Source organism: Arenibaculum pallidiluteum (assembly GCF_017355985.1).
In the GTDB taxonomy this organism is placed as follows: domain Bacteria; phylum Pseudomonadota; class Alphaproteobacteria; order Azospirillales; family Azospirillaceae; genus Arenibaculum; species Arenibaculum pallidiluteum.
In genome coordinates, this window is sequence record NZ_JAFIQU010000003.1 from 115,609 (window position 1) to 142,366 (window position 26,758).

Annotated in this window: 19 protein-coding genes; 10 read left to right on the plus strand and 9 right to left on the minus strand. The window is 70.6% G+C overall.

The features are described 5' to 3' along the window. Position 1: 1 nt before the first annotated feature. Positions 2 to 469 carry a type II 3-dehydroquinate dehydratase gene (aroQ, locus tag JUB13_RS07715; RefSeq protein WP_207478227.1) on the minus strand — a complete coding sequence of 156 codons (468 nt, stop codon included), beginning with the start codon at positions 467 to 469 and terminating at the stop codon, positions 2 to 4. 281 nt (positions 470 to 750) lie between these two features. On the opposite strand from aroQ, the gene maiA reads away from it, so the two are divergent. Continuing rightward, a complete protein-coding gene (gene maiA / locus JUB13_RS07720; RefSeq protein ID WP_207478228.1) occupies positions 751 to 1,386 on the plus strand; it encodes a maleylacetoacetate isomerase in 636 nt (211 codons plus the stop codon). A 53-nt stretch (positions 1,387 to 1,439) separates the two neighbouring features. Here maiA and JUB13_RS07725 read toward each other — a convergent pair whose 3' ends face one another. Next, positions 1,440 to 2,189, minus strand: a complete 750-nt coding sequence (locus JUB13_RS07725) for a DsbA family protein (protein WP_207478229.1) — start codon at positions 2,187 to 2,189, stop codon at positions 1,440 to 1,442. Positions 2,190 to 2,205: 16 nt separating this feature from the next. After that, positions 2,206 to 3,570: a M48 family metalloprotease gene (locus tag JUB13_RS07730; RefSeq protein ID WP_236024814.1), complete on the minus strand. Its 1,365-nt coding sequence runs from the start codon at positions 3,568 to 3,570 to the stop codon at positions 2,206 to 2,208. Between the two features lie 121 nt (positions 3,571 to 3,691). Here JUB13_RS07730 and JUB13_RS07735 point away from each other — a divergent pair, with 121 nt between their 5' ends. From JUB13_RS07735 to JUB13_RS07745, 3 genes are all read left to right on the plus strand, one after another. Further along, on the plus strand, positions 3,692 to 5,014 hold the full coding sequence (locus tag JUB13_RS07735; protein WP_207478230.1) for a gamma-glutamyltransferase: 1,323 nt from the start codon (positions 3,692 to 3,694) through the stop codon (positions 5,012 to 5,014). A 138-nt stretch (positions 5,015 to 5,152) separates the two neighbouring features. Then, positions 5,153 to 5,344, plus strand: a complete 192-nt coding sequence (locus JUB13_RS07740; RefSeq protein WP_207478231.1) for a hypothetical protein — start codon at positions 5,153 to 5,155, stop codon at positions 5,342 to 5,344. Positions 5,345 to 5,519: 175 nt separating this feature from the next. Beyond that, on the plus strand, positions 5,520 to 6,623 hold the full coding sequence (locus JUB13_RS07745; protein ID WP_207478645.1) for a pyridoxal phosphate-dependent aminotransferase: 1,104 nt from the start codon (positions 5,520 to 5,522) through the stop codon (positions 6,621 to 6,623). A gap of 107 nt (positions 6,624 to 6,730) precedes the next feature. On the opposite strand, the gene JUB13_RS07750 is transcribed toward JUB13_RS07745, so the two are convergent. Continuing rightward, positions 6,731 to 10,219 carry an Rne/Rng family ribonuclease gene (locus JUB13_RS07750; RefSeq protein WP_236024815.1) on the minus strand — a complete coding sequence of 1,163 codons (3,489 nt, stop codon included), beginning with the start codon at positions 10,217 to 10,219 and terminating at the stop codon, positions 6,731 to 6,733. Between the two features lie 504 nt (positions 10,220 to 10,723). Between JUB13_RS07750 and JUB13_RS07760 the strand changes: the two genes are divergently transcribed. The 5 genes from JUB13_RS07760 to JUB13_RS07780 all read left to right on the plus strand — a co-directional run bounded on the left by JUB13_RS07760 (position 10,724) and on the right by JUB13_RS07780 (position 16,990). Beyond that, complete coding sequence (locus JUB13_RS07760) at positions 10,724 to 12,163, plus strand: N-acetylmuramoyl-L-alanine amidase (protein WP_207478232.1); 1,440 nt, start codon at positions 10,724 to 10,726, stop codon at positions 12,161 to 12,163. Positions 12,164 to 12,231: 68 nt separating this feature from the next. Further along, on the plus strand, positions 12,232 to 14,682 hold the full coding sequence (locus JUB13_RS07765) for a penicillin-binding protein 1A (protein ID WP_207478233.1): 2,451 nt from the start codon (positions 12,232 to 12,234) through the stop codon (positions 14,680 to 14,682). Positions 14,683 to 14,796: 114 nt separating this feature from the next. Next, positions 14,797 to 15,922 (plus strand): peptide chain release factor 2 gene (gene prfB / locus JUB13_RS07770; RefSeq protein WP_207478234.1). Its coding sequence is split into 2 segments (ribosomal slippage): positions 14,797 to 14,865 and positions 14,867 to 15,922, totalling 1,125 coding nucleotides; the frame shifts between segments, so codons are not numbered across the junction. 210 nt (positions 15,923 to 16,132) lie between these two features. Continuing rightward, complete coding sequence (locus JUB13_RS07775) at positions 16,133 to 16,465, plus strand: hypothetical protein (protein ID WP_207478235.1); 333 nt, start codon at positions 16,133 to 16,135, stop codon at positions 16,463 to 16,465. 66 nt (positions 16,466 to 16,531) lie between these two features. Beyond that, positions 16,532 to 16,990 carry a septal ring lytic transglycosylase RlpA family protein gene (locus JUB13_RS07780; RefSeq protein ID WP_207478236.1) on the plus strand — a complete coding sequence of 153 codons (459 nt, stop codon included), beginning with the start codon at positions 16,532 to 16,534 and terminating at the stop codon, positions 16,988 to 16,990. 39 nt (positions 16,991 to 17,029) lie between these two features. Here JUB13_RS07780 and JUB13_RS07785 read toward each other — a convergent pair whose 3' ends face one another. The 3 genes from JUB13_RS07785 to JUB13_RS07795 form a co-directional block, all read right to left on the minus strand. After that, a complete protein-coding gene (locus tag JUB13_RS07785) occupies positions 17,030 to 17,869 on the minus strand; it encodes a ferritin-like domain-containing protein (RefSeq protein ID WP_207478237.1) in 840 nt (279 codons plus the stop codon). Further along, positions 17,866 to 18,636, minus strand: coding sequence for a 3'(2'),5'-bisphosphate nucleotidase CysQ (gene cysQ / locus JUB13_RS07790; RefSeq protein WP_207478238.1), 771 nt, complete (start codon positions 18,634 to 18,636; stop codon positions 17,866 to 17,868). The genes JUB13_RS07785 and cysQ overlap by 4 nt, the downstream gene beginning before the upstream one ends. A 96-nt stretch (positions 18,637 to 18,732) precedes the next feature. Further along, positions 18,733 to 21,054, minus strand: a complete 2,322-nt coding sequence (locus JUB13_RS07795; protein ID WP_207478239.1) for a xanthine dehydrogenase family protein molybdopterin-binding subunit — start codon at positions 21,052 to 21,054, stop codon at positions 18,733 to 18,735. A 44-nt stretch (positions 21,055 to 21,098) separates the two neighbouring features. Between JUB13_RS07795 and JUB13_RS07800 the strand changes: the two genes are divergently transcribed. After that, positions 21,099 to 21,881, plus strand: a complete 783-nt coding sequence (locus JUB13_RS07800; RefSeq protein ID WP_236024816.1) for an SOS response-associated peptidase — start codon at positions 21,099 to 21,101, stop codon at positions 21,879 to 21,881. 9 nt (positions 21,882 to 21,890) lie between these two features. Here JUB13_RS07800 and JUB13_RS07805 read toward each other — a convergent pair whose 3' ends face one another. After that, positions 21,891 to 22,814: an alpha/beta hydrolase family esterase gene (locus JUB13_RS07805; RefSeq protein ID WP_207478240.1), complete on the minus strand. Its 924-nt coding sequence runs from the start codon at positions 22,812 to 22,814 to the stop codon at positions 21,891 to 21,893. A 152-nt stretch (positions 22,815 to 22,966) separates the two neighbouring features. After that, a complete protein-coding gene (locus JUB13_RS07810; protein ID WP_207478241.1) occupies positions 22,967 to 26,725 on the minus strand; it encodes a 5'-nucleotidase C-terminal domain-containing protein in 3,759 nt (1,252 codons plus the stop codon). Between the last annotated feature and the right edge of the window lie 33 nt (positions 26,726 to 26,758).

Below are 26,758 nucleotides of genomic sequence, written 5' to 3' on the forward strand. Positions count from 1 at the left end.
TTCAGTTCCTGTCGCTCGTGTACTCGGTCTCGACCAGCCGCGCGATCGCGTCGAGCGCCATCAGATAGCCCTGGGACCCGAACCCGCAGATGACGCCCTTGGCGACAGCCGAGATGTAGGAATGGTGCCGGAAGGCTTCCCGCCGGTAGATGTTCGAGAGGTGGACCTCGACCACCGGCAGCTCGGCCAGGGTCAGCGCGTCGAGGATGGCAACCGAGGTGTGGGTGTACGCGCCGGCATTGATGATGATCGCGTCATGGTCCGTGCGGGCCTGCTGGATCCAGGAGACCAACTCGCCCTCGTGGTTGGACTGCCGGAAATCGACGGACAGGCCGAGCGCTTCCGCCCGCTCCTGGCACAGCGCCTCGACGTCGTCCAGGGTCTCGGAGCCGTAGATCGACGGTTCACGCACCCCGAGCATGTTCAGGTTCGGACCGTTCAGGATCAGGACTGAGGGCTCGATGGCCACGACTTCGGCTTTCCGGTTCAGGACGCGCAGCGCGGTTTATAGCACGCGAGTTACCCAGGGCAATGATTCGTGCCCGAAAGTCGCGCGCACGTCACGGCTGCAGCACCCGGCCGTCCGATCCGCGCGCCGAAGGCAGCCGGCCGACGGTTCCATTGGCGGATCGCATTCGGCCGGAAGCCGCCCCAAGCGTACGTGTCGGGTCGACTTCCGGGGCTTGGCCCGGGAGGTGCCAGCGCTCATGATGGCCGACCCAGCAGCCTCGGTGAAAGGACTCGCCGGCCATGATGCTCTACGATTATTTCCGCTCCTCCGCGGCATACCGGGTCCGCATCGCGCTGAACCTGAAGGGGCTCGCCGCCGAGCGGCGCTTCGTGCACCTGCGCAAGGGCGAGCAACGCGCCCCCGCATTCACCGCCGTCAATCCCCAGGGACTCGTCCCGGCGCTGCTGGACGACGCGGCTCTGACCCAGTCGCTGGCGATCGTCGAATATCTCGACGAGACCCATCCCGAGCCGCCGCTTCTGCCCGGAACGGCCGCCGACCGCGCGCGGATCCGGGCGCTGGCCCTGGCCGTCGCCTGCGATATCCACCCGCTGAACAACCTGCGGGTCCTCAAATACCTCGTGGGGCCGCTCGGCGTCCCCGACGAGAAGAAGAACGAATGGTACCGCCACTGGGTGCGCACGGGGTTCGAGGCGATCGAGACGATGCTCGTCGGCGACGGCCGCACGGGCCGGTTTTGCCACGGCGATGCGCCGAGCCTCGCCGACGTGGTCCTGGTCCCGCAGGCCTACAATGCCGAGCGGTTCGATATGGACCTGGCGGCCTTCCCGACCATCCGGAGGATCGTCGAGACCTGCCGCGCCTTACCGGCCTTCGCCGATGCGGCGCCGGAGCGGCAGGCGGACGCCGAATGACCCCGCGGCGGGGCATCGCTGCCCCGCCGCCGCCAGTACCCGCCGGGGGCGCGTCAGCCCGCGCGCTGGGCGCGCACGAGCTCCAGGAGCCGGTCGAGGGGAACGGCGCCTGGGATGAGCCGGTCGCCTGCGATGAAGGCGGGCGTGCCGTTGATCTGGAGCGCGTCGGCGAGCTGGATGTTGCGCGTCAGATGGGCCGCGATCGTGGGCTCCTCCATGTCCCTCTTCAGGCGCTCCACGTCCAGGCCGACAGCCTCCGCCGCCCGGAAGATCTTGGCGTCGTCCAGCTGGCCGCGCAGCTCCATCAGCGCCACGTGGAAGGGAACGTACTTGCCCTGCAACCGGGCGGCCAGCGAAGCCTTTGCCGCGGTCACCGAGGCGGGGCCGAGGATCGGCAGCTCCTTCAGCACGACCTTGACCTTGCCGTCTGCCTTGATCAGCCGCTGCAGGTCCGGGAAGACCGACTTGCAGTAGCCGCACTGGTAGTCGAAGAACTCGACCAGGGTGACGTCGCCCTGGGGGTTGCCCAGCACCGGCGCCTCGGGATCCTCGAAGATCTCCTTGCGGTGCTCGACCAGCCCGAGACGCTGGGCCTCCAGCCGGGCCTTCTGCTCGCGCAGCTCCAGCGCCTGCATGGCCTCCACGATCACCTCGGGGTTCCGGATCAGGTATTCGCGGACGATCTGTTCGATCGCCGCCTTCTGCTCCGGGGTAGTCGGCTGTTGCGCTGCCGCCGGCAGGGGGGCGAAGGCTGCGCAGGCGAGGGCCATCAACGCAGCGGCGCGGATCGGAAGGCGGGGCATGGGGATCTCCGGGAGGTCAGGGCTCGGTCTTGGCGGCGGCGGTCCGGATGTCCTGTGCCCGGATCCAGCCCGGCGAGCCGGCGGGCAGCAGCTTCTCGGCCCGCTCGGCATGGAAGCGCGCCTTGGGGCGGTCGCCGCGGGCGATCGCCTCCTCGGCCATGGCGTAGGCGAGCATCCCCTCGTTGCCGCGGCGACCGTAGGCGGTCGCCAGCATGCGCCACGTGAAGGGCGAGCGCCGCTCCTTGATGGCGGCCTCGTTCAGGTTGCGCACGGCCTCTTCCAGCAGGGAGTCGTCGTTGGTCTCGATCAGCGCGTGGGCCAGCGCGGAGCGCAGCAGCGCCGATTCCGGCAGCAGCTCGACGGACCGGCGGTACGGCGCCAGCGATTCGCGCACCCGGCCGTTCTCCAGCAGGACCTGGCCCTTGAGCTCCTGGAAGAACGGGTTCTGGGGTTCCTCCTTGATCAGCCCGTCGATGATCGGCAGCGCGGTCTTCAGGTCGCCGCGCTGGTAGAGCGCGATCGCCCGGGCGTAGCGGGCGGGAATACCGGGGTCGTCGGCGCTGTAGCGCTGCAGCGCGAGGACCGGGTTGATGAAGCCCACGAGCTTCGCGCGCATGCGCTCGTGCATGTCCTGGAACTGGCGCGGATAGGGCTTCTCCGAGACGCGCGAGCGCGCCACCGCGGCCTTCACGGCGTCGATGCGCGTGCGGGTCAGCGGGTGGGTCTGAACGAATTCGGACTGCTGCCCCGCCGGGAGCAGCTCCTGGCTCGCGAGCTTCTCCAGGAACTTCTCCAGGCCGCGCGCGGAGAACCCCGCCTGCTCGAGATAGCTCAGCCCCGCCTGGTCCGCCGCCGATTCCTGCGAGCGCGAGAAGGCCAGCAGGGACCGGCGCGCCATCTCGGTGCCGCCGGTCATCACCGCGGCCCCCGCACCGGACTCGCCGCTCGCCAGCGCCGCGCCGACGCCCAGCAGCATGGCCAGGATCGCCTGGGCCGACGCGCCCTCCATCGCCTCGCGCGAGCGGACCAGGTGCCCGCCGGCGATGTGGCCGATTTCGTGCGCGATGACGCCGATGAGTTCGCCGGGGTCCTCCGCCTCAAGCAGCAGGCCCGTGTGCAGGAACAGGTTCATGCCGCCCGCGACGAAGGCGTTCAGCGTCTGGTCCTTGACGATGGCGATCTCGACCGAATCCGGATCGATCGCCGCAGCCTCGAAAAGGGGTTGCGCATAGACCCGGATGGTGTGTTCGATCTCCGCGTCGCGGATGAACTGCAGCTGCCGCTGTTGCTGGGCCTCCGCCGGCGCGATCGCACCCATCACCAGGAAGACGGCCGCCATGCCGCCTGCCACGACAGATCTGAAGACCTTGCGCAAATCCATGTCCTCTCGGCGGCGCCCGGATCGATTGCTCGCTCCGCGGCCCGATGGTCAAGCCTATACCGGAATCTGGCGACGCTGTGGCGCAATTGCGATCACGACGCTCACGCTTTCGGCATGTGCGGTGTTCAGCCGCGAATCGGCCGACCCCCGCTACCTCGCGACGAGCGTCGCCGCGGACGAGCCGCGGGCGGTGCTGGTGGGGCGCGAGACCCTGGCTGCGGGCGGCTCGGCGGCGGATGCCGCCGCAGCCATGGGCCTCGCGATGGCGGCCACGCTGCCGGCGCGCGTCGGGGTGGGCGGGGGCGGCGTCTGCGTCGTCCATGACCCCGCGCGCAAGACGGTGCGCACGCTGGACTTCCTGCCGCGCGCTGCCGGGCCGGGAGCCACGGCCGCGGTTCCCGGGCTCCTGCGCGGGCTTGATGCGCTGCAGGCCGGGCACGGGACCCTGCGCTGGGCGCAGGTCGCGGCGCCGGCCGAGGTGCTGGCCCGTAGCAACCGCGCGGTCAGCCGCGCCGCCGCCCTGGATTTCGGCGACTTCGAGCCCGTGCTGACGGCGGATGCGGAGGCGCGGCGCGTCTTCGTCCAGCCGCTGGGCCATCCCCCCGACGAGTCCGAGCCGCTCGCCCAGGCGGACCTGGCGGCGCTGCTCTCGCAGGTCCGCCAGTCGGGTTCGGCAAGCTTCTACAACGGTCCCCTGGGCGCGCGCGTGGCCGAGGCGGCCGGTATTCCGCTGCAGGCAATGCGCGGCTATCAGGCCACCTGGCGCGGCACCCGCGACGTCCGGTCCGGAAACGAGACGCTGGTCTTCCCCGACCTGCCCGAGGGGCAGCCCGCCGCCGCGGCGTGGCAAGCCGCCATGGCCGCGCCTGGGGCCGGCGCCCTTGCGGGGCTTCAGGCGCTGGGGGCCCTTCCGGCCGCGACGCCGCCCACGGCGAGCCTCGTGGTCTTCGACGGGCAGGGCATGTCGGTCGCCTGCGGCTTCAGCATGGGCGGGCCGTTCGGCACCGGACGCATGGTGCCCGGCACGGGGCTGATGCTGGCGGCCCCGGCCGCCGGAGCCGGCATCGCCGGCCCGCTCGTCGTGGCCAACCGGAATATCGAGCGTGGCCGCCTCCTCGCGGTCGGCACGATCGGCCTGCCGGACGAGGGGCCCGCCGCCCCCTATGCCGCGCTGCTCGCAACCGCCACGGCCGCGCTCGACCGCGACGCCAGCGCCCGCGAAGCGGTGGCGGTGGCACGGATCGCGCCGGCCGCCGGCGGTGGCGCGCTGGTCGAACGCGGCGTGCCGCAGCCCGTCGCGGCCTCGCTCGGCCCCGCCGCCAGGCAGGTGCCGACGATCGGGCGCGCCAACATCGTCGACTGCAAGGTCCGCGAGGACGGCGGCCGGAGCTGCCGTGCCGCCACCGATCCGCGCGCCTTCGGGCTTGCCCTGACGGCGGACTGACAAGACCCAGGCACGGACGCGGCGCATGGGCCGGCGGGATTATCGCCGGCCCATGCGCCGCCTTTAACTAAACGTTCGTGGATCCGCGGCAATCTTGGTGCGTGCCGCAACGGCGGTCGATCCAAGGGTGACAAGGTGATGCTGAAGCTCGGTGCCCGTGTCCTGGTCAAGGGCAGGGAAGGGATGGTCGTGGCTCGGACCCATGCCGACGACACGCTGTACGACGTGCGCTTTCCCGATGGCTCCATGACGACGTATCTGCCTCTGGCGGAGATCGACGCGTCGGGCCCCGGCGCGATCCGCGAAGGCGGGGCGGCAGCCGGCCCCTGAGGGATCCGCCCGGCGCCGCGCGCATCGTCGAGGCGTTGCCGATCGGCGGCGGGCCCAATAAGGTCTCCAGCGCTGGAGGGGAGGCTGTTGCCTCCCCGCGACACGCGGCGTTGGAGGCCTGGGCTTGGAACCCTTGAAGATCGCTAAGCGGGGCGCCGTCCCGCCCTTCTTCGTGATGGAAGTCATGCGCGCGGCGGCCGAGCGGGAAGCGACGGGCGCCGAGGTCCTGCACCTGGAGGTCGGGCAGCCCTCGACCGGCGCGCCCGCGCTGGTGCGCGAGGCCGCGCACAGGGCGCTCGACGGCCATACGCTGGGCTATACGGACGCGCTCGGAATTCCGCCCCTGCGCGCGGCGATCTCGCGCTGGTACCGCGACCGCCACGGGATCGACGTGCCCGAGCGCCGCGTGGTCGTCACCACGGGCTCCTCGGGCGCGTTCCTGCTGGGCTTCCTGGCCGCCTTCGATCCCGGCGACGTGGTCGCCATGGCGGCGCCGAGCTATCCCGCCTATCGCAACATCCTGCACGCCATCGACGTGGTGCCGCTGGAGCTGCCGGCCGGGCCCGAGACGCGCTTCCAGCCCACCGTCGAGATGCTGGAGGCCCTGCCGGCTCCTCCCGCCGGCCTGATCCTCGCCAGCCCGTCGAACCCCGCCGGAACCATGTTGGACCGCGCGTCCCTGGAGCGGCTCTCGCGGTGGTGCGCGGCCAAGGGCGTGCGCGTGGTCTCGGACGAGATCTACCACGGCATCACCTTCGGCGAGGTCCGGGAGACGACGGCGCTGGAGATCACCGAGCAGGTGCTGGTGGTCAACAGCTTCTCCAAGTACTTCTCGATGACGGGATGGCGCCTGGGCTGGATGGTGGTGCCCGACGAGCTGTCACGGTCGGTCGAATGCCTCGCCCAGAACCTCTTCATCTCGCCTCCGGCGATCTCGCAGTACGCAGCCGTCGCGGCCTTTGGCTGCACCGAGGAGCTGGACGGGCATGTCCGCCGCTACGCGCGCAACCGCGAGATCCTGCTGGAGGAGCTGCCGAAGGCCGGGTTCACCGATCTCGCCCCGGCGGACGGCGCCTTCTACGTCTATGCCGACGTCTCTGCTCTGACCGACGACAGCGAGGCGATGGCCAAGCGGATCCTGGCGGAGACCGGCATCGCCGCGACGCCCGGGATCGATTTCGACACCGCGCGCGGGCGCCGGTACATGCGCTTCTCCTTCGCCGGCGCCACCGAGACCATCGCCGAGGCCGCGCGGCGGCTCCGGGCCTGGCGCCGCTGAAGACGTCGGAGCCGACGGTGGCGCTTGCGTCGGTGCCGGCCTAAAATGAAAACGCCCTCCCGCGGCTTCCCGCGCGAGGGCGTTTTCCGTTGGAGGGCTGCCGGGCCTCAGCCCAGCAGCTTGTTCCACCAGCCCTTCTTCGCGCGCTCGGGCCGCGGGGCATCCTGGATCACCTCGTAGGGAGGCGCGGGCTGCTCCGCGGGCGGCTCGGCCGCGGCCGGCGGTTCCGGCTGGGTCGGAGGGGCCGGAGGGGCCGGAGGGGTCACGACTTCTGCGGAAGAAGCCTCGGCAGCGGGCGCCGGCTCGGCCGCCGGCGGCGCTGCGGGCGCCAGCGAAGCTTCAGACGCGACGGGCGCGTTGGCTCCGACCGCGGCGTCGGTCGCATCCGCGGCAGGCGCGTCCGGGGTGCCATCGGCCTTCTTGCGGCGCGCGGGAGCGCGGCGCTTCGGCTTGGCCGGGGCTGCCTCCGCGGCTGCGGCGGCTGCCTCGGCGGCCGGGGCAGGCTCGGGCGCCGGCGGTGCCGCCTCGCTCACGGCGGGTGCCCCTGCATCCGCTGCGGCTTCGGCCTTCTTGCGGCGCGCGGGCGCACGACGCTTGGGCTTGGCAGGTTCCTCTTCGGCGACGGGCTCGGCGGCGGAGGCGGGCTCGGGCACGCCGAGCACGGGGTCTGCCGGGACCGCAGCTTCGGCGGCGGGGACCGCGGTTTCCTCAGCCGGCGGGTAGAGGTCGGCGAAGACGTCGCCGAGATCGTCGTGAACCGGCGCGGGTGCCGGGACAGGGGCAGGGGGCGGGGGCGGAGCCGAAGCGGCCACGGAGGCGGGGGCTTCGGCCGCCTCCCCGGCGTCGTCGCCCTCACCAACGCCGACGTCGTCGCCAGAGAAGGCCGCTCCCTCCTCCTGACCCTCGAACTCCCCGCGGTTGCGCCTGCGCCGGCCGCCGCGCTTGCCGCGACGGCGGCGCTTGCGGCCGTTCTCGTCCTCTTCGAAGGCCTGATCGCGGCCGGCGGCATCACCTTCCGCAGCCACGGCGTCCTCTGCGGCCTCGATCTCCTCACCGTCCGGCTCGTCGCCGTCCTGCTGGTCGCCGGCGGGCTCGGCCGGCAGGCCATTGGTCGCTTCGGTGCGGAACTCGCCGCGGTCCTCGCCACGCCGGCCGCGCCGACGGCGGCGGCGGCGGCCACGGCGCTCGCCGTTGCCATCCTCGGCCTGGGCCGGTGCGCCCTGCGAGCCGGTGGCCTCGGTCTCCGCATCCTCCTCGACCTCGTCGGCCTCGTCCTCGACCGTCTCGCGTTCCAGGGCGCGGTCGGTCTCGGCCAGGATCCGCTCCGTGCTGATGACCGGCTGGACGTCCTCGCCGACGGGGCGCGCCTTGATCCGCTCGAGGCGATACTCGGGCGGGGTCAGGCTGTCGTCGCCGAACAGGAAGACCCGGAAGCCGTAGCGGCGCTCGATGTCCCCCAGCGCCTCGCGCTTCTGGTTCAGGATGTAGAGGGCGATGCGCGTCGCGACGCTGACGGTGATCTCGCTCGACCGCTTGCGGATGCCCTCCTCCTCGATGGCGCGCAGCACGTAGAGCGCCGCCGATTCCAGCGAGCGGATCATGCCCGTGCCGTGGCAGTGCGGGCACTTCTCGAAGTTCGTCTCGATCAGCGAGGGGCGCAGGCGCTGGCGCGAGAGCTCCAGAAGCCCGAAGGGCGAGATGCGGCCGAGCTGGATGCGCGCCCGGTCCGTCTTCATCGCCTCCTTCAGGCGGCGCTCGACGGCGGCGTTGTTCCGCGCGTCCTCCATGTCGATGAAGTCGATCACGATCAGGCCGGCCAGATCGCGCAGGCGGAGCTGCCGGGCGACTTCATCGGCGGCTTCGAGGTTCGTCTTGAACGCCGTCTCCTCGATGTTCCGCTCCTTGGTGGAGCGGCCCGAGTTCACGTCGATGGCGACCAGCGCCTCGGTCTGGTTGATGACGATGTACCCGCCGGACCGCAGTTGGACGACCGGGCTGTGGATGGCGTCGATCTGCGTCTCGACTTGGTAGCGGAAGAACAGCGGGATCGTCTCGTCGCGGTACTGCTGGACCTTCTTGGTATGGCTGGGCATCAGCATGCGCATGAAGTCCTTGGCCATGCGGTAGCCGTGCTCGCCCTCGACCTGGACCTCGTCCAGATCGTTGGAGTAAAGGTCGCGGATCGACCGCTTGATCAGGTTCGCTTCCTCGTAGATCAGCGCCGGCGCCGTCGACTGCAGCGTCAGGTCCCGGATCGTGTCCCAGAGCCGCAGCAGGTATTCGAGGTCGCGCTTGATCTCGGGCTTCGAGCGCTCCATTCCCGCCGTGCGCAGGATCACCGCCATCCCGTCGGGGATGTCCAGGTCGGAGAGCATCTCCTTCAGGCGCTTGCGGTCCTGCGGGTTCGTGATCTTCCGGCTGATGCCGCCGCCGCGGCCCGTGTTGGGCATGAGGACGCAATAGCGGCCCGGCAGCGACAGGTAGGTCGTCAGCGCGGCGCCCTTGTTGCCACGCTCCTCCTTGACGACCTGCACCAGCAGGATCTGCCGGCGCTTGATGACCTCCTGGATCTTGTAGCTGCGCAGCGGTCGCGGCCGGCGGCGGCGCTCCTCCTCTTCCTCTTCCTCGTCCTCCTCCTCGACGGCGTCTGCAGCGCCGGCGGAGACGACGCCGTTCTCGGAGCCGCCGACGGTCTCGACGGTATAGGAGGGGGCAGGGATCTCGGCGTCGGCGGAAGCGGAGGCCTCGTCGGAACCGGGGCTATCGGTTGCCTGGCCGTCATCGAAGGCAGCGGCGCGCTCCTCGCCGGCGCTCTCGTCGCGCGACGGCTGCCAGGGCTCGCTGCGCTCCGGCATGTCGTAGGAGGCGGGCATTGCCTCGCCGCCGCGTTCGTCGCCGTTCGGCCCGTCGTCGTCCGCCCCGTTGCCGCCCGTTTCCCGGCCCGGCGGCTCGGACGCGAAGGCGCCCGCCTCCGCGTAGCCCGGCGGGGTGTCGTCGCCGGTCGGCGCCTCTCCCTCGGCGGGATAGTCCTGGCCGGAGAGGTCCTGGTTCCCGAAATCCCGGTTCTCGAAGTCCCGGTTCTCGAAGTCCTGGCCCTCGAAGTCCCGGCCCTCGAAGTCCTGGTTCCCGAACTCCTGGCTGGCGAAATCCCGGCTGGAGTAGTCCGGCGCGCCTTCGTCCGCGGCGCCGGTCTCGGACGCGGTGTAGTCGCCGCCGTTCGTGCCCTCGGCATCCGTGGTCTCGCCGCGCCGGCCGCGGCGGCTGCGGCGCTCCTCGCTGGCGGCGTAGGCGCGTTCGGCGCGCTCGGCCTCCGCGCGCTCCTGCGCCAGCAGGGCCTCACGGTCCGCGACGGGGATCCGGTAATAGTCCGGATGGATCTCGGAGAAGGCGAGGAAGCCGTGGCGGTTCCCGCCGTATTCCACGAAGGCCGCCTGCAGCGAAGGCTCAACCCGCGTCACCTTCGCGAGATAGATGTTGCCTTTGAGCTGCTTTCGGCTGGCGATTTCGAAATCGAGTTCTTCGAGCTTGTTACCGCTCACAACCGCGACCCGGATCTCTTCCGGATGGGTCGCGTCCACAAGCATACGCTTGGCCATATGTTCACCTCATGACGCCGCGTGCCCCCCGCGCGACGGACGGGTGGTGGCGCGTCACTGAATGTCGCGAAGCCAACGGAGCCCTCCCGCGGGACCGTCTTCGGCGCATCCTTCGAGCTGCCAGGGACGGCGAGGGCGGGGCATCCGGGCTCCGACCGGCAAGGCCGGAACCGGCTTCGAGTTTCGCCTCGGGACCGTTGACCAGAAGCGCCACCGCACCGGTGCGCCGCCGAAGCTGTCGGTGACGGCGCGGACCCGGGGGCGACGCCGCCTTTCCCGACCGGGGTCGGAAGAGGCCGATCACGGCTTGTCGCTCTTTCACCATAAACGGGCGCAGGGCAGATGTACAACCGGCGAATTGGGGTGGACCGTGGGCTTGCGGCAACAGCCGAGGCAAAGATCACGCACCATCTCACCCTTGTCCTTGAAGCGCTTGATTCACTTGGCGTATAGCATCGCGAACATCTCTGCGCTTCGGGAGTTCCGGCCCTGCGACTGGCACCGTTGATTGCGGCTCTCCTGTGGATCGCGGCCGCTGCCCTTCCAGGCGATGCCCGCGCCGCCGCTGTCGATGCGCTCGACCTGCGGCTCGGCGTGCATCCCGGAAAGACGCGGGTCGTGCTTGACCTCGGGGCTCCGGTGTCCTTCCAGGCCCAGGTGCAGCCCGATCCCTACCGCGTGGTCGTGGACCTTCCCGAGCTTGCCTGGCGTCCCGGCGTCACGCCGCGGGGCGGGGGCCTCGTCAGGGCCTGGCGGCACGGCAGCCCCGTGGCGGGCGCGACGCGGATCGTCTTCGACCTTTCCGGACCCGCCCGCCTGCGCCAGGCTTTCGTGCTGCCTCCGGGGGAGGTCGCGCAGGCGCGCCTCGTCCTCGACATCGAGGCCGTGTCGCAGGCCGTCTTCGCGCAGGAGGTGAACCAGCCGACCGCGACCCGGGTCGTCGAGCCCGGCATCAGGCCCTGGCAGCCCGCCACGGCGGCCGCGCCGGTGGCGGTGGCCGCCGCGGCCCCGGCCGCGCCGCCGCGCTCCCAGCCGGAGCCTGCTTCTGCGCCTGCCCCCGCCGAGCCTGCCGCTGCCGAGCCTGCGGCGGTCCTAGCCCCTGTGCCTGGCGTCGCGCGGCCGGCGCCGGCCGTGCAGACGGCGGCAATGCCACCGCTCGCGATCCCGCCGGTGCCGGCGGAGCGGAGCGCCGCGCTGGAGCCCGCGGCGCTGCGCGCGCCGGACGTACCGAAGCCCCGCGCGTCGCGGGCAAAGCCGATGATCGTGATCGATCCCGGTCATGGCGGGGCGGATCCCGGCGCCATCTCGGTCAGCGGCATCTACGAGAAGACCATCACGCTGCAGATCGCCCGCGCGCTACGCGACCAGCTCGTCGCGACGGGGCGCTACCGGGCGGCGCTGACGCGCGACGACGACTCCTTCATCCGGCTGCGCGAGCGGGTGTCGCGGGCCCGGGACAAGGGAGCCGACCTGTTCATCTCGCTGCACGCCGACTCACTCGGACAGTCTGACGTCAGCGGCATGTCGGTCTATTCGCTTTCGGACAAGGCGTCGGACCGCGAGGCGGAGATGCTGGCCGCGCGCGAGAACCGCGCCGATGCGTTGGGCGGGATCGATCTCGCCTCGGAGAACGACCAGGTCGCGACGATCCTGATCGATCTCGCGCAGCGCGACACGCTGAACCATTCCCGCCGCTTCGCGAACCTGCTGGTCGCCGAGATGGGCAAGCAGGTGCGCCTGCTGCCGCGGCCGCACCGCTCGGCGGGCTTCGGTGTCCTGACGGCGCCGGACGTCCCGTCGGTGCTCGTGGAATTGGGCTATCTCTCGAACCCGCGCGATGCCAAACTCCTGACACAGTCGGAGCATCAGATCCGCCTGGCCCGCTCGATCGTTCGAGGTATCGACGGATTTTTCGCAGCGGCGCCTGGCCTGAGCCGCTCGTGAAGCGGACCTAAGTCGCGGCCGCGGCGTTTGCAGTCCCGTGCCGCGGCAGCTTACCTGCTGGATTAGAAATGCGCCTCATCCTCGGTCTCTTCTCAGCCCTGGCGTTCCTCGCCGTGGCGGTCGTCGTCGCGGCCCTCGGTGTCGTCTGGCATTACAGCCAGGGCCTGCCGGAGCTGGACGACCTCGCCAAGTACGATCCGCCCACGGTGACCCGCGTCCATGCGGGGGATGGCCGGCTGCTCGCCGAGTTCGCATCGGAGAGGCGAGTGTTCGTCCCCATCGATGCCATGCCGCAGCGCGTCGTGCGCGCCTTCGTCTCGGCCGAGGACCAGAACTTCTACAAGCACCCCGGGGTCGACTTCGTCGCGATCGGCCGCGCCATGGTCACGAACCTGGAGCGGGTCGCCAACGACGAGCGGCCGATCGGCGCCTCGACGATCACGCAGCAGGTTGCGCGCAACTTCCTGCTGACCAACGAGGTGTCGATCGCGCGAAAGATCCGCGAGGCGCTGATCGCATGGCGCATCGAGCAGGCCTTCAGCAAGGACCGCATTCTCGAGCTGTACCTGAACGAGATCTATCTCGGGAACCGGTCCTACGGCGTCGCGGCGGCGGCCCTGAACTACTTCAACAAGTCCCTGGACGAGCTGACGGTCGGCGAGGCCGCCTTCCTCGGCGCGCTGCCGAAGGCGCCGGACCGCTACCATCGCGATCGCTACCGCGATCAGGCCGTGGCGCGCCGCAACTGGGTCGTCGGCCGCATGCTCGAGGACGGCTACATCACGCCGGACGAGGCGCGCGCCGCCATGGCGGAGCCGCTCGCCTTCACCAGGCGGGACGATGCGGACATGGTCACCGCCGAGTATTTCGCCGAGGAGGTCCGGCGCGAACTGGTCGGCCGGCTCGGCGAGAAGGGGCTCTACGAGGGCGGTCTTTCCGTGCGGACGACGGTGGATCCCGATCTCCAGGGCAATGTCAGCCGCGCGCTGCGCGACGGGCTCGAGGCCTACGACCGGCGGCACGGCTATCGCGGGCCGGTCTCGCAGCTTGCCGACACGCGAGACTGGCAAGGCCGCCTCGCTCAGGCGCAGGCGCCGGCAGGGTCCGAGGGCTGGCAGCTCGCTGTGGTGCTGGAGACCACGCCCCAGGCGGCGGCGATCGGGCTCCGGGACGGAACGCGCGGCCAGATCCCGCTGGCCGAGCTGAAATGGGCCCGCCGTGTCGGCGAGGAGAACCGCCTGGGCCCCGAGATCCGGCAGCCCGCGGATGCGCTGAAGGCCGGCGACGTGGTGCTGGTGGAGCCGCTCGATGTGGCTGCCAAGGGCACCGCCGCCTACGGGCTGCGGCAGATCCCGGAGGTTCAGGGCGGCATGGTCGCGATGGACCCCCATACCGGGCGCGTGCTGGCCATGAGCGGCGGCTTCAGCCCGCGGATCAGCGTCTTCAACCGCACGACCCAGGCCCTGCGCCAGCCAGGCTCCTCCTTCAAGCCCTTCGTGTACCTGGCCGCGCTGGACAACGGCTACACCCCGTCGAGCCTGGTGCTGGACGCGCCCTTCGTGATGGACCAGGGGCCGGGCCTGCCGCTGTGGCGGCCCCAGAACTTCTCCGAGGAGTTCTACGGGCCGACGCCGCTGCGCGTGGGCATCGAGAAGTCGCGCAACGTGATGACCGTCCGTCTGGCGCAGGCCGTCGGCATGGACAAGGTCTCCAAATACGCCGTCGATTTCGGCATCTACGACCGGATGCCGGAACTCCTGTCCTATTCGCTGGGTGCCGGCGAGACGACGGTGCTGCGCATGGCCACCGCCTATTCGACGCTGGTCAATGGCGGGCGCAAAATCGTCCCGACGCTGGTGGACCGGGTTCAGGACAGGACCGGCCGGACCATCTACCGGCACGATGCCCGCGCCTGCACTGGCTGTCAGGTCCAAAGCTGGGACGGCGGCGATCCGCCCGAGCTTCCGGACGAGACGCCGCGCGTCGGCGACCCGCGCACGATCTATCAGGTGGTCTCGATGCTCCAGGGCGTCGTCGAGCGCGGAACCGCCGCGGCGCTGCGCTCGCTGAACCGCCCGCTGGCCGGCAAGACCGGAACATCGAACGACAACGTCGACGCGTGGTTCATCGGCATGACGCCTGACCTCGTGGTCGGCGTCTATGTCGGCTTCGATCAGCCGCGCCCGCTGGGCTCCAAGGAGACCGGCGGGACGACCTCGGTGCCGATCGTCAAGGAGTTCCTGGAGGCCGCGCTCAAGGACAAGCCGGCCATTCCCTTCCGGGTGCCGCCGGGGCTCCGCATGGTGCGCGTCAATCCTGCGACCGGCGCGTTGGCGACGCCGGGCGAGAAGGGCGCCATCTGGGAATCCTTCCTGCCGGGCACCGAGCCGCAGCCGGGCGACATGCTGGTCCTGGACGGAAGCGCGGCGGATCCTACGGGCGCCGCCGCCCTGCCCGCGGGAGGGCGTCCCGTGGGCGAGCCGCCGGCGGCGGTGACTGGAACCGGCGGCCTCTACTGAGCGGCGCGTCGAGCGCGTATCGGAGGCGTCTGGGCATTCCGGGCTTGGCCCGGCGTGCCCGGGACGCTAATTAGGACGCCCGATTGGACGAAACCTGCTGTCGCGGAGGAGCGCATGCGCGCCGAGATCCAAGCAGCCGCCGATGCGATCAAGGAATCGCTGGCGCTGCTGAGGAGGCATCTTTGACTGGGATAACGCTGTCAGACGCCTCGACGAACTGAACGCCCTCGCCGAGGACCCGAACCTCTGGAACGATTCCGCCCGCGCGCAGCAGGTGATGCGGGAGCGGACCCAGCTCGACACGGCCGTCAACGGTTACCGCAGGCTCGAGCAGGAGCTGCGGGACAATGCCGAGCTGATCGAGATGGCCGAGCTCGAAGGCGACCAGGGCATCCTGGATGACGCCGAGGCGGCCATGATGGAGCTGAAGGACCGCGCCGCCAAGCTGGAGTTGGAGAGCCTCCTGTCCGGCGAGGCCGACGCCAACGACTGCTTCCTCGAGGTCAATGCCGGCGCCGGCGGCACCGAGGCCCAGGACTGGGCCGAGATGCTGATGCGCATGTACCTGCGCTGGGCGGAGCAGCACGGCTACAAGACCGAATGGCTCGAGGAGAGTCCCGGCGAAGAGGCCGGCATCAAGTCGGCGACGGTCCAGATCAAGGGGCACAATGCCTATGGCTGGCTGAAGACGGAGTCCGGCGTTCACCGGCTCGTCCGCATCAGCCCCTTCGACAGCCAAGCGCGCCGACAGACCAGCTTCGCGGCGGTCTCGGTCACCCCGGTGATCGACGATCGCATCGAGGTCGAGATCCTGGACAAGGACCTGAAGATCGACACCTTCAGGGCCTCGGGCGCGGGCGGCCAGCACGTCAACAAGACGGATTCTGCCATCCGCATCACCCACCTGCCGACGGGCATCGTCGTCGCCTGCCAGCAGGAGCGATCGCAGCACAAGAATCGGGCCAAGGCCTTCGAGATGCTGCGAGCCAGGATCTACGAGATGGAGCTGCGCAAGCGCGAGGAGAAGAGCGCCGCTCTGGAAGCCCAGAAGACAGATATCGGCTGGGGCCACCAGATCCGCTCCTACGTCCTGCAGCCTTACCAGATGGTCAAGGACCTGCGGACCGCCGTCGAGACCAGCCAGACCCAGTCGGTCCTGGACGGCGACATCGATCTGTTCCTGCAGGCGGCGCTCGCGCACCGCATCAAGGGGCAGGGCGACGACCTCGCGGAGGCTTGAGTATCTGTCGAGCCCGCCCGGTGCACCGGGCGGGCTCCCCCTTCCGGCGAAGCCTTTCCTCGCCGGGCGCGACACTTCCGACACGCTGTGGTGTCGTTAACACACCGTTTACCAAAATGGGTCGACCCGCCTAAACGTGAGCACTCTCACAGGCGAGGCCATTCGCGTCGCGGTACATTGGGGTCACCTCAATGAACCAGTGGCCGTCACATGAGCGTGATCCCCTTTTCGAAAGCCCGGTTCACACCGGCGGACCTGATCGAGTTCTTCCGCGCCGCATTGCCACGCTGCGCAAGGGGGGAGTGGGCGCGCATCGCCCGCAGCACCGGGAGGAACCGCGACAGCATCGAGATCTTCGGATCCGAAGGGACGAGGCCGATCCTGACGTTCGAGCGTGGTGCGGACGGGGCCTACCGGCTGTTCCGCCACGGCGCCGAGGGGCCTGTCTGCATCGCCTCCGACGCAGGGGCGGCGGATTGTCTCACCCTTTTGCGGGATCGACCCCTCCGCCGGCCGCTCTGCCCCGCAGGAAGTACTCTGTGAGGCCGTTGAAACCACGGCGCCGGAGCTCCGTTGGCCCGATGGAACGGGCTGAAGGGTTTCCGGCGGATGGCAGGGTTCTCAAGGTTCTTTGGCGCGCTCGCGTTCGCGCTCGCGCTAGGTCTCGGCGGCTGCGGCGCCCCGCCGCCTGAGCCGCCGCCGGTAACCGCGGCCTCGGCTCCCGAGCCGCCGCCCCGGGTGCAGCATGGCAAGGCTTCCTGGTACGGGCCGGGCTTCCACGGGCGCAAGACCGCCAATGGAGAACGGTTCAACCAGAACGGCCTGACGGCGGCCCACCGGACGCTTCCCATCGGCACCATGGTGACCGTGCGCAACCTGGAGAACGGGCGCACCGTTCGCGTGCGCATCAACGATCGGGGCCCTTATCTGCGTGGCCGCGTCATCGATCTCTCCCATGCCGCGGCCCGGCAGCTAGGCATCGTCGACGACGGCACGGCCGAGGTCGCCCTGGAATGGCGCGACGACCTCAGCAACGGCCCGCAAACGGCGGAGGCTACGGAAGAGTAGCGCCCGCGCAGCCGACATCCGACGCGGAGGCTGCGGGGCCTATTCGCCCCGCGGCGGATCCTGCTCGACCAGGGGAACGTAGAATTCGGGGCCGAACTCGGCCCGGCTGCGGCTCTCGATGTTGAAGGGCGGCTTCAGCATGCCGCGGAAATGCCGGCGCACGAGCTCCTGCCAGGTCGTTACCGTATCGCAGCCTCGGCGCGCGCAGACCCAGCCGAACCAGCGCCGCCCCGCCGCTACGTGTCCGATCTCGTCGTCATGGATGATCTGGAGGATGTCGGCAGAGGGATCGTCGCCGAAGCGACGCAGGTTCTCCACCGTGGCGGGAGTCACGTCAAGGCCGCGCGCTTCCAGAACCAGCGGCACGATGGCGAGCCGGGCCGCCATGTCGTGGGCGGTCTCCTGCGAGGCCTGCCAGAGCCCGTCATGGGCGGGCAGGGCGCCGTAGGCGCTGCCGAGCTCCTCGAGCCTGCGCGCCAGCATGCCGAAGTGACGCGCCTCGTCATGGGCGACGGAGACCCAGTCCTCGCAGAAGGCACGTGGGACAGGTACTCCGCCTTCGCTTGCAGCGCCAAACCGCGCCACGATATCCCAGGACAGGTCGATGGCGTTCAGCTCGATATGGGCCAGCGCATGGAGCAGGGCGACCCTTCCCGCAAGGCTCCCGGCCTTGCGCCGCGCGGGCATCTCCCGTGGCGGGCGGAGTTCGGGTCGTGCGGGCCGGCCCGGCCGCTCGGGCGGGCGTGGGTCCCCGGGGGCGGGCGGCGCAAGGCGCCCGGCGCGCCACGCCTCCGCGTGGAGGTTCGTCAGGCGGATCTTCTCGGCCGGCTCCGCGGCGGCCAGGACCTCGATCGCCGCGGCCGCGAGGCCCGCCGTCATCTCAGCCCGTAGGCGATGAAGTCGCCGTTGCGGAAATCGGGCTTCGCGTAGCTCAGCGGCGTGCCCTCGGGCGTCAGCACGCTGCCGCCGGCCGCCGTCAGGATCGCATGGCCCGCGGCGGTGTCCCACTCGCTGGTGGGGCCGAAACGCGGATACAGGTCCGCCTGGCCCGAGGCGAGCAGGCAGAATTTGTACGCGCTGCTCGACCGCAGTTCCCGCGCCACCGTCTGGCCTGCCAGGAACTGCGTCAGCCGTCCCTCGTCCACATGCCGGCGGCTGGCGACCACAGTCAGCCCCTCGGCCGGCGGCCGGCGGGCGAAGATCGGCTTGTCCCGTCCTTTGACGCATTGCATCGCGGTGCCGGGCCCCGCCGCAGCGAACATCTCGCCGCTGACAGGCGCGTAGATCACGCCCAGGACCGGCACCCCGCCACGCACGAGCCCGATATTCACGGTGAACTCGTCGGTCTTGTCCACGAAGCTGCGCGTTCCGTCCAGCGGGTCGACCAGCCAGAAATCCGACTTCACCGCAGCCGAGAGCCCGGCCGCATGGTTCTCCTCGGAGATTACCGGGATGTCGGGCGTCAGGTGGTGGAGCGCCGGCATGATCACCCCCTCGGCCGCATGGTCCGCGGTTGTTACCGGGCTGCCGTCCGCCTTCAGCTCCGACGGGATTCCGTCGAGATAGTAGCGGAGGACGATCTGCCCGGCCTCGCGGGCTATGGTCCGTACCTGCGGCAGCAACTTTGCGAGAAACGCGTCGGGCATGGGTCCTCGGGGGCTACGGACGGTCCCAGCATAGCCGCGGGCACCGCCGCAAGGTAGTGGCAAGGCGCGCTGCCCCCGGACGCTTGCTCGCGAACCTCACTCCGCGGCGACGGCGAGCCCCGTCTGGCACAGCCGCCATACGGCCTCGGGCGTGGCGGGCATGTCCACATGGGTGACGCCCAGATGGTTCAACGCATCGACCAGAGCGTTGATCACGGCCGGCGGTGCCCCGATGGCACCCGCTTCGCCTGCGCCCTTCATGCCGAGCGCGTTGGTGCGGCAGGGCACCTCGTTCAGCTTCAGGGCGATCGGCGGCAGGTCGTCGGCGCGGGGCAGCGCGTAGTCCGTGAAGGACGCCGTCAGGAGCTGGCCGTTGCCGCGATCGAAGACGACCCGCTCGGTCAGCGCCTGTCCCACGCCCTGGGCGACGCCGCCATGGACCTGGCCCGCCACCATCATCGGGTTCAGGACCTTGCCGAAGTCGTCGACCACCGTGTAGCGCAGGATCTCGACCGAGCCGGTGTCGGGGTCGATCTCCAGCTCGCAGACGTGGCAGCCATTGGGGAAGGTCGAGGAGGGCGGCGTCCAGCGCGCGTCCTCGTCGAAGGCGAGGGCGTCCGGCGTCGGCGCCGCGGCCCTGGCGACATCCTGGAACGAGACGCGGCGGTCGGTGCCGGCGATCTCGAAGGAGCCTTCGCGGAAGACCACGTCGACGGCCGCCGCTTCCAGCAGGTCGGAGGCCTTCGCCTTGGCCTTCTCGATCACCTTCGCCGCGCTCTCCGCCAGGGCGGCGCCGCCCACCGGGGCGGAACGGGACCCGCCGGTGCCGCTGCCGAAGCTGATCAGGTCGCTGTCGCCCTGGATCACCTCTATGTCGTCGGGGTCGACCCCCAGCCGGTCGCACACGACCTGCTTGTAGGCGGTTTCGTGTCCCTGGCCATTGGTCTGGGAGCCGATCAGCACGATGATTTTGCCGTCGCCGCGGACGCGGATCGTCGCCTGCTCGGGCCCGCCGCCGGAGCAGGCCTCGATATAGGTGCTGAGCCCGATGCCGCGCAGCCGCCCGCGCGCGCGACTCTCGGCCCGGCGCGCCTCGAAGCCCGCCCAGTCCGCAGCCACGATGGCGTCCTCGAGATTCCTGCGAAAGTCGCCGCTGTCGTAGGTCAGGCCCATGGAGGTCATGAAGGGCATCGCCTCCGGGGGGATGAAGTTGCGTCGCCGGATCTCGGCCGGCCCGAGCCCCGTGGCGCGCGCCGCGGCATCCACGATGCGCTCCACGACGTAGGCGGCCTCGGGGCGGCCGGCGCCGCGATAGGCGTCGACGGGCTGGGTGTTGGTGAAGACGCCCTTCACGGCGACATGGATCGCCGGCGTCGTGTAGACGCCCGCGAGCATGCCCGTGCCGGCTTCGGTCGGGATATAGGCCGCGTAGTTGGAGAGATAGGCCCCGAGATTCGCGGTGGTGCGCACGCGCAGCGCCAGGAAGCGGCCGTCGGCGTCCAGCGCCAGCTCGGCGCGGGTCAGGTTGTCTCGGCCGTGGTCGTCGGACAGGAAGGCTTCCGAGCGGTCGGAGGTCCACTTGACTGGCCTGCCGATCTTTCGCGCGGCATAGAGCGCGAGCACGTATTCCGGGTACATGAAGATCTTCATGCCGAAGCCGCCGCCCACGTCGCCGGTCAGCACGTGCAGCGCCGATTCCTCGACCCCGAAGATCTTGGCGAGCTGGCCGCGCAGGCTGTGCACGCCCTGGCTGGAGACGTGGAGCACCAAGCGTCCCGTCGCGGAGTCCACGGCCCCGAGGCAGGCCCTTCCCTCCATGGAGCTGGCCACGACGCGGTTGTTCACGAGGTCGACCGCGACCGTGCGCGCGGCCCGCGCGAAGCCGGCATCGACCCCGACGGCGTCGCCCTTCTCCCAGGTGAAGCAGAGGTTGCCCGGCGCCTGGTCCCAGACCTGCGCCGCGCCGGCGGCGAGCGCGTCGGCCGGGTCCACCACGGCCGGCAGCTCGTCGTAGTCGACCGCGATCAGCTCGGCCGCGTCGCGGGCCTGATCGTAGGTCTCGGCAACGACGAAGGCGACGGGGTCGCCGACATGGCGCACCCGCCCGAGGGCCAGCGCCGGGCGCGGCGGCGTGACCAGCAGGCTTCCGTCGGTCTGGCGCAGGGGGACCAGATTCGCGAGATGGCCGATGCCGTCGGCTTCCAGATCGGCGCCGGTGTAGACGCCCAGCACGCCGGGCGCGGAGCGCGCAGCCTCGACGTCGACGCCCGAGATGCGCGCATGCGCGTGCGGCGAGCGCAGGACGTAGGCGTGGACCTGCCCGGGGATGCCGACGTCGTCCGTGTAGCGCCCGCCGCCCTTCAGAAGGCGGGCGTCCTCGGTGCGCGGCACGGCCTGTCCGAAGCCGAACTTCGTCATCACTGCTCCCCCGGATGTTGTCGGTCGGCAGGGAGCTTAAAGCGATGCCGGCTCGCCGCCTAGACCATCCGCCGGCAGAGCTGGCATCCGGCAGGGCGATGGCCCATCTTGTAGGAATGTGCGGACGCTACACGCTGACCAAGCCCGTCGACGAACTCGCGCGCGTCTTCGGCTTTCCCGAGAGGCCGAACCTGCCGCCGCGGTATAACGTGGCGCCGACCCAGCCCGTGCCGGTGGTGCGGCTGTCGGCCGGAGAGGACGGCGCGCCGGGCCGGCATCTGGCGCTTCTGCGCTGGGGGCTCGTTCCGCACTGGGCCGAGGACGTGTCCATCGGCAACCGTATGATCAATGCCCGCGGTGAGAGCCTGCTGGAGAAGGCGAGCTTCCGCGAGGCGGCGCGGCGGCGGCGCTGCCTGGTCCTGGCGGACGGCTTCTATGAATGGAAGCAGGAAGGCGGCCGCAAACAGCCCTACCGGATCGTCATGAGGGACCGCGGGCCCTTTGCCCTGGCGGGGCTGTGGGAGCGCTGGCGCGGGCCCAAGGGCGCGCCGCTCGACCAGCCGCTGGAGACCGTCACCATCGTGACGACCGCGGCCAACGCGCTGCTCCGTCCGCTCCATGACCGCATGCCCGTGATCCTGGGGCCCGAGGACCGCGATGCCTGGCTCGACCCCGCCCGAGCGGCGGAGGACGCCCTGGCCCTGGTGCGGCCCTGTCCCGACGACTGGCTGGAGCTCTATCCCGTGGACCCGCGGGTCAACAGCGTTCGCAACGAGGACGAAGGCTGCATCCGTCCTCTGGCCGAGGATCCGCCGCGCCTGCTCTGACGGGTGCGGTCAGTCGGCCGTCTCGGCCAGCGTCGGCGGGGCGAGCGCGGCGAGGAATGCCGCGATGGCGGTGCCGGCGGCATCGGGCCAGGTATGCGGGTAGCTGCGCCCGCCCGCGCCGTCGTCCTCGTGGTGCAGGCACCAGAGAACCGGACCCGCCGCGCTGGCGTCCCCCCACTGCTGGCAGGCGAAGCCGGCGAGATGCCGCGGCAGCGCCCGGTACCCCGCGAGTCCGGCCTGCGCCAGGAAGCTGTCACGCGCGCGCTCGCCTTCGGCAAGCGGGACATGCGCATCCGCGGGATTGTGCAGCAGCAGCGCAGCGGGGCTGCCCCGGCACCGCGAGGGCGCGATCCCGCCGGCCACGGCTGCGACCCCGCGAATCGCGTTTCCCCGTGCGCAGCCGAGGCTGCTGGCGAAGGTCGCGCCGAGGGAATGGCCGACGACGAAGACCTGGCCCCGGTCGATGCAGTGGTGCCTGCCCATGGTCTCGACAATGGCGTCGAACAGCGCAAAATCGCGCAGCCGTCCCGGGGCATCGCCGGGATCCTGCCACGAGAAGGTTCCATCCGGCGCGGGCAGCGCGCTGGGATAGACGAAGACCGCGTTGAGGCCCTGCGTCTCGAGGTCGTAGTAACGGCGCACGCGCTCTGCCGGGCTGGTGCGCCCGTGGAAGGCGATCACGAGCGGCAGCGGCCGGCCCGGCGTGGGCACCTCGGGTGCGGCGACGATCAACGGCCGCTCGCGCCCATGGACCGTGATCCGGTCCGGCGGCGCCGTCGGCGGCGCTGCCCGGCACCCTTCGGATACGGCAGGCTCATGAGTGCCGTGCTCCGCCGGACGCGCGGGCGCTTCGGCCGCCGGCCAGCCGAGCACGGTTCCCGCGAGAAAGCTCGCAGCGTAGAGGCCGTGGCGGAGCATGCGCAGCTTGTCCATGAGCCCAGTCCCGGAGCGTCGTCGCGCGTCGTCCCGATCGGCGGTGGCACCGGGCCTCATGGCCCAGGGACCGCCACCGAAAGGCGTAACGCACGACGACGTCCAACGGGCTCATCGGCTCGGGGCCAGCCCCCGCGTGCCTCATGCCATGCTCATGCGATGAAGCCGACCTCCTCCGGCAGGGGCAGGCCGGAGCTCCCAGCCCGGTTGCCGAAGCCGAGGCTCACCAGGGTCGCGTCGTGGTCGCTGGCCCGGTCGGCGAACTCCGCGTTCATGTGCACGATGTCGTAGAGCGCATCGTCCAGGAGGCTGTCGGTGACCAGGACATGGTCGAGCGCCTGCGCGTTGCCCTCGAAGTTGTAGCTGTAGCGTTCGCCCGCCGGCAGCGTGCCGGCGAGGTTCGTCAGCACGCGGTCGAGGCCTGTTCCGGCCACGGCTTCCAGCGGCTCCAGGAACTGGAACTCGTTGAAATCGCCGAGCACGACGACGTTGGCATCGGGATCGGCGTCCAGCAGCCCGTCCACGAAGGCGTTGACGGCTTCGCCCTGCGCCGTGCGCTGGTCTTCCCCGCCGTTGACCGGCGGCTGCTCCGTCCCGAAAAGCGGGGTGGAGCCGCCCTTCGACGTGTTGTGGACGTTGATCAGGTCCACCGCCTGCCCCTCGAATTCGAAGCGGGCATGGAGGGGATTGCGGGCATCCAGAAAGGCGCCATCGCCGCGCGGTCCGATGACGGTGGTGCTGCCCTCCACATAGTCGACGCGCAGCGGATCGAAGAGATAGCCGTTCCGGATGTTCCCCCCTGGCTGGCCGCCGCTCGTGCCGTCCTCCGGCGCCACCTCGACATAAGAATAGGCGGGGCCGCCCGCGGCCGCGATGGCGGTGATCAGCGCCTGCGCCGTAGCCGCACCGGTGATGGTCCCGTCGTCCGCCGAACCGCTCGCGTCCTGCACCTCCTGCAGGGCCACGATGTCCGGCGCATCGAGATTCTCGACAATCTGCCGGGCGATCAGGTCGAACTTGCCGTCGGCGAGGTCGCCGTCGCCGTCGGAATCGTTGGGATCCAGGTTCTCGACATTGTAGCCCGCGATGGTCAGGCGCCCGGGACCGGTATCGATCCCGGCGCTCTCGCGCGCGAGGTCACCATCCCGAACCCGGCCGAGATCCTGCACGAGCAGCTCGAAATTGCCGAAGCCGTAGCCGAGCACGCCCGTCACGTCCCCGAGCCGGGCGCCGGTCTCGACCGAAGGTGTCTCGATTCCCGATGACACGTCGGCATCGAACTGGAGCTGGATGCGCTCGGGGTTGAAGTCGTCGCGCGCGATCACGAGCGAGTCACGCTCGTTCAGGCCGGTAGCGTCGCCACCGCCCGCGAGCGCCACGATCTCGCCGAACCCGTTGGTCGGTGACACGGCAAGCGCGTCGCCCACGGTGACGCGCATGCCCTCCAGGCTCTCGTAGAAGTCGATGCCATCCTGCGAGGGCTGGAACAGCGCCAGCCCGTCGTCGTCGATGACGGAGGTGGGGGCGCGGCGTTCTTCGCCGAGGACCACCGCCTCGGGCAGGTCGTTGCCGACCGACTTCACGTCGGCCTGCGTGACCCCGGTGATCTCGGTCGTGGACAGGTTGCCTCCGTCCGCGCCGCCGGGCGTGAACTCCGCGACCTCGCCGGTGATCCGCAGCTCCGTGCCGACCGACACGGCCGGCGCGTCGCCGGTGAAGACGAAGATGCCGGAGGAGGTCGCGGCGTTTCCGTCGGCATCCCGCTCGGCCTGCAGATAATAGCCGTTGCCGTCGACGGCGGTGACGATGCCGCGCGTCGTCACGACCTGACCCTCGAGCGCCGAGCGATGGCCGGCGCCCTGGATCTCGTCGATGGACACCTCGCCGCCGCCATCACCGTCCTCGTCGAGGCCGTCCTCGCGGACCGCGAGGTTCTGGATCCGCTCGTCCTCTTCCGGGGCTGTCTCCGTCCGGTCGAAGGGCTGGTCGGAGAACTCGTCCAGCAGGTATTCCGCGAGGGCATCCTGCTCGGTGCCGGGGGGCGCGAAACCGGCGGCTCCCTCCTCGGTCAGCGCATCGTCGAGATCCACCCGGTCGGCGAATGCCGGGTCGGCGGCGATGTAGTCGGGGAACGGGTAGCCGTCGCCGCCATCCACGAGGAAGCCGGGCGTGACGATGCGGATCGCCTCGGGCGCCCCAGCCGCGACGGATCCTTCGTCCACGACGAGTGTGCCGGGGTTCCCATCGGCGTCGAGCAGGCGCACGGTCTCCACGCGCCCGCCCGGCGGCCGTTCGGGATCGAAGCTGAAGGCGAGGCCGCCGATCTGCGCGAACTGGCCGGGCGTCGCCCCCTCCGCGGTGCCCGACACAGCATGCTCGAGCACGCCCAGCAGCTGTTCCGGCGTCAGGGTGACGAGCGTCAGGGAGTTGTTGAAGCGCAGGGCGTTGGTGACGTCCAGCTCCGAGACCTCGCCGGCCTCCTTGCCGGCCTCCGGGTTCGCCTGGGGCGGCAGCGGGGTGCCGTCGTCCGCGATCTCGCCGATCGGTGCACGGATGCCGCCGCCGTTCTTGATCGAGACCATCACCGTCCCGTCGAATGCCTTCGCAGCCGCCAGGTTGGCGTCGGCCGCGAGGTCCCCGAAATTGGTTTCCTCGGTGCGCACCTCGCTGCGCTGGCCGTCGAGGAAGACCGAGCTGCGGCCGAGGATGTTGCCGTCCTGCTCGGTCACGATGGCCGCCACCGCGTCGACGATCTGGCGTGCCTCGCCGCCCGGCGTGCCGTCGGCGAAGGGGTCCTCGCCATCCGCGTAGAGGTCGTCCACGACCTCATCGGTGGTCGCGTAGGCGCCGCTCTCCTCGGCGTCGATGCTGTCGGGATCGAGCACGCCGTTCCCGTCGAATGTCACGACGAGGCGGCCGACATAGCTGTATTCGCCGTCGGTCGAGACGATCGCGATCGGGTTCCCGTCGGCGCCGGTGGCGATCAGGGGATAGGCGCCGTCCGGCGTGTCGCCGGGCTGCAGCGGATCGGTCTCGTCGGCCAGCAGCGTGTCGGACCCGCCTGCGATGACGACGTCGACGCCCTGGAGCAGGGGCGCCAGGTTCGCCTCGAGCTGCAGTTGCTGGAGATGGCTGACGAGCACGATCTTGTTCACGCCCTCGGCGGCCAGCCGCTCGGCCTGGCCGTTGACGAGGTCGGCCAGCGTGGACAGGTCGTCGTTCGACCCGATGACGCCGACATCCCCGGGCGACGAGATCCTGTCCAGGTCCGGCGTGGTGAGCCCGATGACGCCGACGCGCTCGCCATTGTCCTCGACGATGGTGGAGGCCGCGATCTTGGCCGGGTCGGCCGTCGGGTCGTCGAGATCGGTCGCGAAGCTGGAGGCCGGCCGCAGGTCCGGCGTGAACAGTCCTTCGAGCGAGGATCCCGGGAATTCCAGATTGGCCGTGAGATAGGGGAACTGGGCGCCGGGCCAGGCGATCCCGGCGATGCCCTGGTCCGCCTCGGCCTCCGTGCCGATGATCGAGCCGACCTGTCCCGGGCCCAGATCGAACTCGTGGTTGCCCAACGCCGAGGCATCGAATCCGATCAGGTTCATCAGCGTGATATCAGCGCGTCCGGCGCCGACGCCGAGCGGCCCGAAGCCCGCGCCCTCCGGCAGTCCGAACAGCGCGTCATAGGCACGCGTGAACGGCTCCGCCAAGCTCGGGTCTCCGGACGCGTTCAGGAACGGTCCGGGGATGTAGTTGTCGCCGGCGGACAGGGTGATCGATGTCTCGACCTCCCGTTCGAGCGCCGCCTCGATCGCGGCGAAATTGGCCGCGCGGCCGATCGCGTCCACCCCGCCTTCGAGGTCGGAGGCGTGCAAGATCTGCAGGCGGCTCGACCCGGCGGCGATGCTGTCGGACATGGTGCTGCTCTCCTGGCCTCGGGCTGGTTGCGC